The sequence below is a fragment of the Duganella sp. GW822-FHT06D06 genome (genome assembly GCF_058799615.1).
Window position 1 is genome coordinate 1 of sequence record NZ_JBXALQ010000044.1, and the last position, 5855, is coordinate 5855.

Below are 5855 nucleotides of genomic sequence, written 5' to 3' on the forward strand. Positions count from 1 at the left end.
GGCCCGGCGCCGTGCCGGCCGCCGCGGCCGCCGCCATCGCGGTCGCGCCCGGCGGGACGGCGGGCATCGTGGCCGAGCCTGCCCACCAGGTGGCCGACGCCGCCGCGCCGGCGCCGGCGTTGGCGCAGCGGGCGCGCCGCTGCGCCGACCTGGGCCTGCTGGACGACGCCAGCCGGTGCTGCGCCGCCGCGATCGCCACCGATAAATGCGACCCGGCGCTGCGCTATCTGCAGGCGCTGATCCTGGAGGAGCAAGGCCGCGCCGCCGAGGCCATCGAGGCGCTCAAGGACGCGCTCTATCTCGACCCGGAGTTGGTGCTGGCGCATTTCACGCTGGGCAGCCTGTGCCGGCGCAACGGCGCCGCGCGCGAGGCGCAGCGCCATTTCGCCAATGCGCTGGAGCTGCTGCGCGAGCATGCGCCGGACCACGTGCTGGCGCACTCGGGCGGGGTGCGCGCGGGCGAACTGGCCGATCTGATGCGCGCCGGCGCCGGGGGCGGCTGATGCCGGGCCGGCGCCAGCAACTGGACTGGGAGCGGGTGCGCGCGCGGCTGGCGGCGGCGGCCGCCACGGCGCGGCAGCCAACCACGCTGGTGCCGGAACGCCAGCGCGCACTGCTGGAGGAACGCGCGCGGCTGCTGGCGCAGGTGCCGCCGGCCGCGCCGGCGCCCGAGGCCGAAGCCGAGGTGCTGGAATTCATGCTGGCCCACGAACGCTACGCGCTGGAGATGCGCCACGTGCACGAGGTGCATGTGCTGCGCGACCTGACGCCGCTGCCGTGCACGCCGCCGTTCGTGCTGGGCATCGTCAATGTGCGCGGGCGGATCTTGTCGCTGGTCGACCTGAAGCGCTTTTTCGGCCTGCCGCAGCAGGGCTTGACGGACTTGAACCAGATCATCGTGCTGCGCGGCGGGGCCATGCGCTTCGGCGTGCTGGCCGACCAGATCCTGGGCGTGCACAAGCTGCTGCTGGCGGAGTTGCAGCCGGCCCCGCCGACGCTGGAAGGGATCCGCGCCGATTACCTGAAGGGCGTGACGGCCGCCCGTTTGATCGTGCTGGACGGCGGGCGCCTGTTGTCCGATCCGGCCATGATAGTGGAGCAGCATGTAGTCTGACCGAGGAGATGTCGATGGAGTATTTTTCGATACCGGAGCGCCGCTGGCTGGGGGCTGGCCTGCTGTGCTGGGCCGCCGGCGCGGCGGCCCAGCAATTGCCCAGCCAGCTCTCGCGCATGAGCATCGAGGAGTTGGCGGAAATTCCGATCACCTCGGTGTCGAAGAAGGCCGAGTCGCTGGGCGACGCCGCCGCCGCCGTGTACATCATCACCGGCGCGGACGTGCGCCGCAGCGGCGCCACCAGCCTGGCCGAGGCGCTGCGGCTGGCGCCCAACCTGGAGGTGGCGCGCACCAACGGCACCAGTTACGCGGTCACCGCGCGCGGCGGCAGCAACGGCAACGGCAACAAGCTGCTGGTGCTGATCGACGGCCGGGTGGTTTACAACCCGCTCAACGCCGGCGTGTTCTGGGAAGCCCAGGACGTGATGCTGGAGGATATCGAGCGGATCGAGGTGATCAGCGGTCCGGGCGGCACGCTGTGGGGCTCGAACGCGGTCAACGGCGTGATCAGCGTGCTCACCCGTTCCAGCAAGGATAGCCAGGGCACGCTGGTGTCGCTGGGCGGCGGCAACCAGGAGCGCGGCGTCGCCGTGCGCCAGGGCTGGCGGCTGGGCGAGGACGCCAGCGTGCGGGTCTACGCCAAGGGTTTCGGGCGCGACGCCAACCAGAGCGTGGCCGGCGCCTCCGCCGGCGACGGCTGGTCCGGGCGCCAGCTGGGCTTCCGCGCCGACTGGGGCGGGGCCGACCACGGCGTCACCTTGCAGGGCGACCTGTACGACCGCCAGCTGGACCAGCTGGCCGGCAGCGACCGGCACCGCTCCGGCGGCAACCTGCTGGCCCGCTGGCACCGCGCGCTGGCCGACGGCGCGGGGCTGCAGGTGCAGGCCTACTACGACCATGTCAACAACCTGATGCCGGGCACGCTGCAGTTCCGCGAATCGAACGACACCTACGACATCGAGGCCCAGCACCGCCTGCCGCTGGGCGCGCGCCACGAGCTGGTGTGGGGCGGCGGCGCCCGGCTGTGGCGCAGCACCTCGACCAACGGCGCTATCCTGGCGTTCCTGCCGGCGCAGGTGGCGACCCATATGGCCAATCTGTTTGTGCAGGACACCATCGCGCTCGACGAACGGTGGAAGCTGACGCTGGGCGCCAAGGCCGAGCGCAATGCCTACACCGGCACCGAGTTCCAGCCCAATCTGCGGCTGGCGTGGAAGCCGGACGCCCACTCCCTGCTGTGGAGCGCGGTGTCGCGGGCGCTGCGCACGCCGTCGCGGGTGGACCGCGATTTTTATGTGTTCGGCGCGCCGCAACTGCCGTTGCGGGGCGGGCCGAACTTCCGCTCGGAGCGCCTGACCGCGCTGGAGCTGGGCTACCGCGCCCAGCCGACCAGCCGGCTGTCGTATTCGGTCAACGCCTTCTACAACAAGTACGACGATCTGCGTACCGTGGACGCCGGCGCGCTCAATGGCACGCTGGAGGTCGGCAACCATGCCGAGGGCAAGGTCGCCGGCCTGGAAATCTGGGGCAACTTCCAGGTCAGCCGCGACTGGCGCCTGAGCGCCAGCCACACTTTGCTGCGCGAGCGCGTCAGCCTGCAACCGGGCGCCAGCGGGCCGGCGCCGACCGGCGGCACCGGCACGTTGTACGGCAACGATCCGGCGCACCGCTACACGCTGCGTTCCAGCCACGACCTGCCGCGCGCCATGGAATTGGACCTGTCGCTGAACCGGGTGGCGGCCTTGCCCTATCCGGCCGTGCCGGCCTACACCTCGCTCGACGCCCGGCTGGGCTGGCGTCCCGGCGCGCGGCTGGAGCTGGCGCTGAGCGTGGTCAACCTGCTGGACCGGCGCCACGCCGAGTTCGGCAACATCGCCGGCAGCTCGCCGCGCGCCGTCTTTGAACGCAGTCTTACCCTGCAACTGCTATGGAAATTCTGACCCGCCTGCCGCGCGCGCTGGCGCGTTCGGCCTTGCTGCTGCTGGCGCTGGCGCCGGCGACCGCCGTCGCGGCCGAGGCCGAGACGCTGGAATATGCGGTCAAGGGCGCCTACCTGTACAAGTTCGGCCTGTACATCGAGTGGCCGGCCGGCGCCTTCGCCGCCCCGGCCAGCCCGCTGGTGCTGTGCGTGGTGGGCGACGATCCGTTCGGCGCCGCGCTCGACGCCGCGGTCAACGGCGAGCAGGTCGACAGCCATCCGCTGCAGCTGCGGCGCCTGAAGAGCCTGACGCGCGAGTCCGGCTGCCACGTGGCCTACCTGGGCGGCGCCGAGGCGCCGCGCGAACCGCTGCGCGGGGTGCTGACCGTGAGCGAGGCGCGCGGCGGCGGCGTGATCAGCTTCGCGCTCAAGGACAACCGGGTGCGCTTCAACGTCGACGACGAGGCGGCCGCGCGCAACGGCCTGCTGATCAGCTCCAAGCTGCTCAACATGGCGCTCAGCGTCAAGCCGCGCGCCGCCAGGGAGGGCCGTTGAATGCACTGGTTTATCGACAGTCCGATCCGCCGCAAGCTGATGCTGATCACCGTGCTGGCCAGCGCCATCGCCCTGCTGATGGCGGGCATGGTGATCGTCAGCTACGACGTCTACACCTACCGCGCCCAGAAGCAGCAGGAGATCGCGGTGCAGGCCGAGATCCTGGCCGCCAGCGTGGCGCCGTCGCTGGTGTTCAGCGACCCCAAGGCGGCGCAGGAGTACCTCAACGCGCTGCAGGCCAATCCGGAGCTGGCCGCCGCCGCGCTGTACGCGGCCGACGGCGCGCCGTTCGCCAGCTACACCCGCCCCGGCCAGCAGGCGCGGCCGCTGCCGGCGCGCGCCGAGGCGCCGGGCCAGCGCTTCGCCGGCGACGAGCTGGTGGGGACCTGGCCGATCCACGAAAAGCAGCGCCAGGTCGGCAGCGTCTACCTGCGCCTGAGCACCGAGCCGATGGCCACGCGGCTGGTGCGCTACGGCGGCATCATCCTGCTGGTGATGATCGGTTCGCTGCTGATCTCGCTGCCCAGCGCGCTGCGGCTGCACGCGGTGATCGTGCAGCCGATCCGCGACATCGCCGAGGCGGCGCGGCTGGTGGCGGCCGGCGAGATCGTGGTGCGCCCGGCCGGGCGCGCGCGCGCCGACGAGATCGGGCTGCTGCAGGACAAGTTCCGCGAGATGGCGCTGTCGCTGCAGGAGAAGGTGGCGATCGCCACCCGCATCGCCTCCGGCGACCTGCTGCTGCAGGTGGTGCCGCGCTCGGAGCAGGACGCGCTGGGCAAGGCCTTCGCGGCGATGGTCGACAACCTGCGCCAGAAGGCGGCGGCGGCCGAGCGCATCGCCACCGGCGACCTGACCGGGGTGCTGGCGCCGCAGTCCGGGCACGACGTGCTGGGCAAGGCGTTCGCGGCGATGGTGCTCAACCTGCGCGAGATGAACCGCGAGATCGGCGAGGGGGTCGACGTGCTGGCGGCGTCGTCGAGCGCGATCCTGGCCGGCACCACCCAGGTGGCGGCCGGCGCCAGCGAGGCGGCGGCGGTGATGAGCGAGACCTCGGCCACGCTCGACGAGGTCAAGCAGACCGCGCTGATGGCCAGCCAGAAGGCCAAGAACGTGGCCGAGGCGGCGCAGCGGGCGGCCCAGGTGTCGCAGACCGGCAAGCGCTCGGTGGAGGAATCGATCGAGGGCATGCAGCAGATCCGCGAGCAGATGGAGCTGATCGCCGAGAGCATCATGCGGCTGTCCGAGCAGAGCCAGGCGATCGGCGAGTTGATCGCCAGCGTCAACGACCTGTCCGAGCAGTCGAACCTGCTGGCGGTGAACGCCTCGATCGAGGCCGCCAAGGCCGGCGAGCACGGCAAGGGTTTCGCGGTGGTGGCGCAGGAGGTCAAGAGCCTGGCGGCGCAGTCCAAGCAGGCCACGGCGCAGGTGCGCACCATCCTGGGCGACATCCAGAAGGCCACCGGCAGCGCGGTGCTGGCCACCGAGCAGGGCGCCAAGGCGGTCGAGCTGGGCGTGCGGCAGTCGCGCGACGCCGGCGAGGCGATCCGCCAGCTGACCGAGAGCATCGGCGACAGCGCGGTGGCGGCCAGCCAGATCGCGGTGTCGGCGCACCAGCAACTGGCCGGCATGGACCAGCTGGCGCTGGCGATGGAGAACATCAAGGTCTCGACCACCCAGAACATGGCCAGCACGCGCCAGGCCGAGGCGGCCGCGCACGACCTGCATGCGCTGGGCCAGAAGCTCAAGGCGATGGTCGGCCGGTATCGGGTCTAACACGAAGAGGGGCGCATGGCCACGGACGACGAACGATTCTTGCAGCGCCTGCTCGCGACCTTCAGGCTGGAGGCCGACGAGCATGTCGGCGCGATGTCGGCGCTGGTGCTGGAGCTGGAGCGGCCGCAGGATCCGGGTGGGCCGGGGGACGCGGCGCGCGCGGCTGGCCTGGTGGAGACGCTGTTCCGCGAGGTGCACAGCCTCAAGGGCGCGGCGCGCGCGGTCAACCTGGCCGACATCGAGACGGTGTGCCAGGCGCTCGAGAGCGTGCTGGCCTTGCTCAAGCGCGCGCAGTGCGCGCCGCCGGCGCCGATGTTCGAGCTGCTGTACCGCACCATCGACGTGTTGCGCGGGCTGCTCGACGGCGGCGAATACGAACTGGGCGGGCTGCTGCACGCCTTGATGGAAGCGCAGTACGGCTGGTCGGCGCCGCCTGCGGCCACCGGCGCCGCGCCGCCGATGGCGCCGCCGGCCGCCGCGTCCGCGCTGCCGGCC

Annotated in this window: 5 protein-coding genes and 1 pseudogene; all 6 read left to right on the forward strand. The window is 71.9% G+C overall.

Annotated features, from left to right (window positions below; translation table 11 throughout):
* A pseudogene (locus tag AC1RMD_RS31005) lies at positions 1-503 on the forward strand (hypothetical protein); the annotation flags it as partial.
* Positions 503-1114 carry a chemotaxis protein CheW gene (locus AC1RMD_RS31010; protein WP_492932684.1) on the forward strand — a complete coding sequence of 204 codons (612 nt, stop codon included), beginning with the start codon at positions 503-505 and terminating at the stop codon, positions 1112-1114. The pseudogene AC1RMD_RS31005 and the gene AC1RMD_RS31010, both read left to right, overlap by 1 nt.
* A 14-nt stretch (positions 1115-1128) precedes the next feature.
* Positions 1129-3054, forward strand: a complete 1926-nt coding sequence (locus tag AC1RMD_RS31015) for a TOL_0244 family TonB-dependent receptor (RefSeq protein ID WP_492932686.1) — start codon at positions 1129-1131, stop codon at positions 3052-3054.
* Entirely contained in the window at positions 3042-3587 is a 546-nt protein-coding gene (locus AC1RMD_RS31020; RefSeq protein ID WP_492932688.1) for a TOL_0243 family YfiR-like periplasmic protein, read from the forward strand. Before AC1RMD_RS31015 ends, AC1RMD_RS31020 begins: the two co-directional genes overlap by 13 nt.
* Complete coding sequence (locus AC1RMD_RS31025; protein WP_492932690.1) at positions 3588-5360, forward strand: sensor histidine kinase, YfiR-like protein-associated; 1773 nt, start codon at positions 3588-3590, stop codon at positions 5358-5360.
* Positions 5361-5375: 15 nt separating this feature from the next.
* Positions 5376-5855: Hpt domain-containing protein (locus AC1RMD_RS31030; RefSeq protein ID WP_492932692.1), on the forward strand; the 480-nt coding region annotated here is incomplete at its 3' end.

Excerpts from the sequence above, each read along its gene's own strand:
- AC1RMD_RS31010 (WP_492932684.1), top strand. The coding sequence starts at position 503 with ATGCCGGGCCGGCGCCAGCAACTGGACTGGGAGCGGGTGCGCGCGCGG.
- AC1RMD_RS31015 (WP_492932686.1), top strand. The coding sequence starts at position 1,129 with ATGGAGTATTTTTCGATACCGGAGCGCCGCTGGCTGGGGGCTGGCCTG.
- AC1RMD_RS31020 (WP_492932688.1), top strand. The coding sequence starts at position 3,042 with ATGGAAATTCTGACCCGCCTGCCGCGCGCGCTGGCGCGTTCGGCCTTG.
- AC1RMD_RS31025 (WP_492932690.1), top strand. The coding sequence starts at position 3,588 with ATGCACTGGTTTATCGACAGTCCGATCCGCCGCAAGCTGATGCTGATC.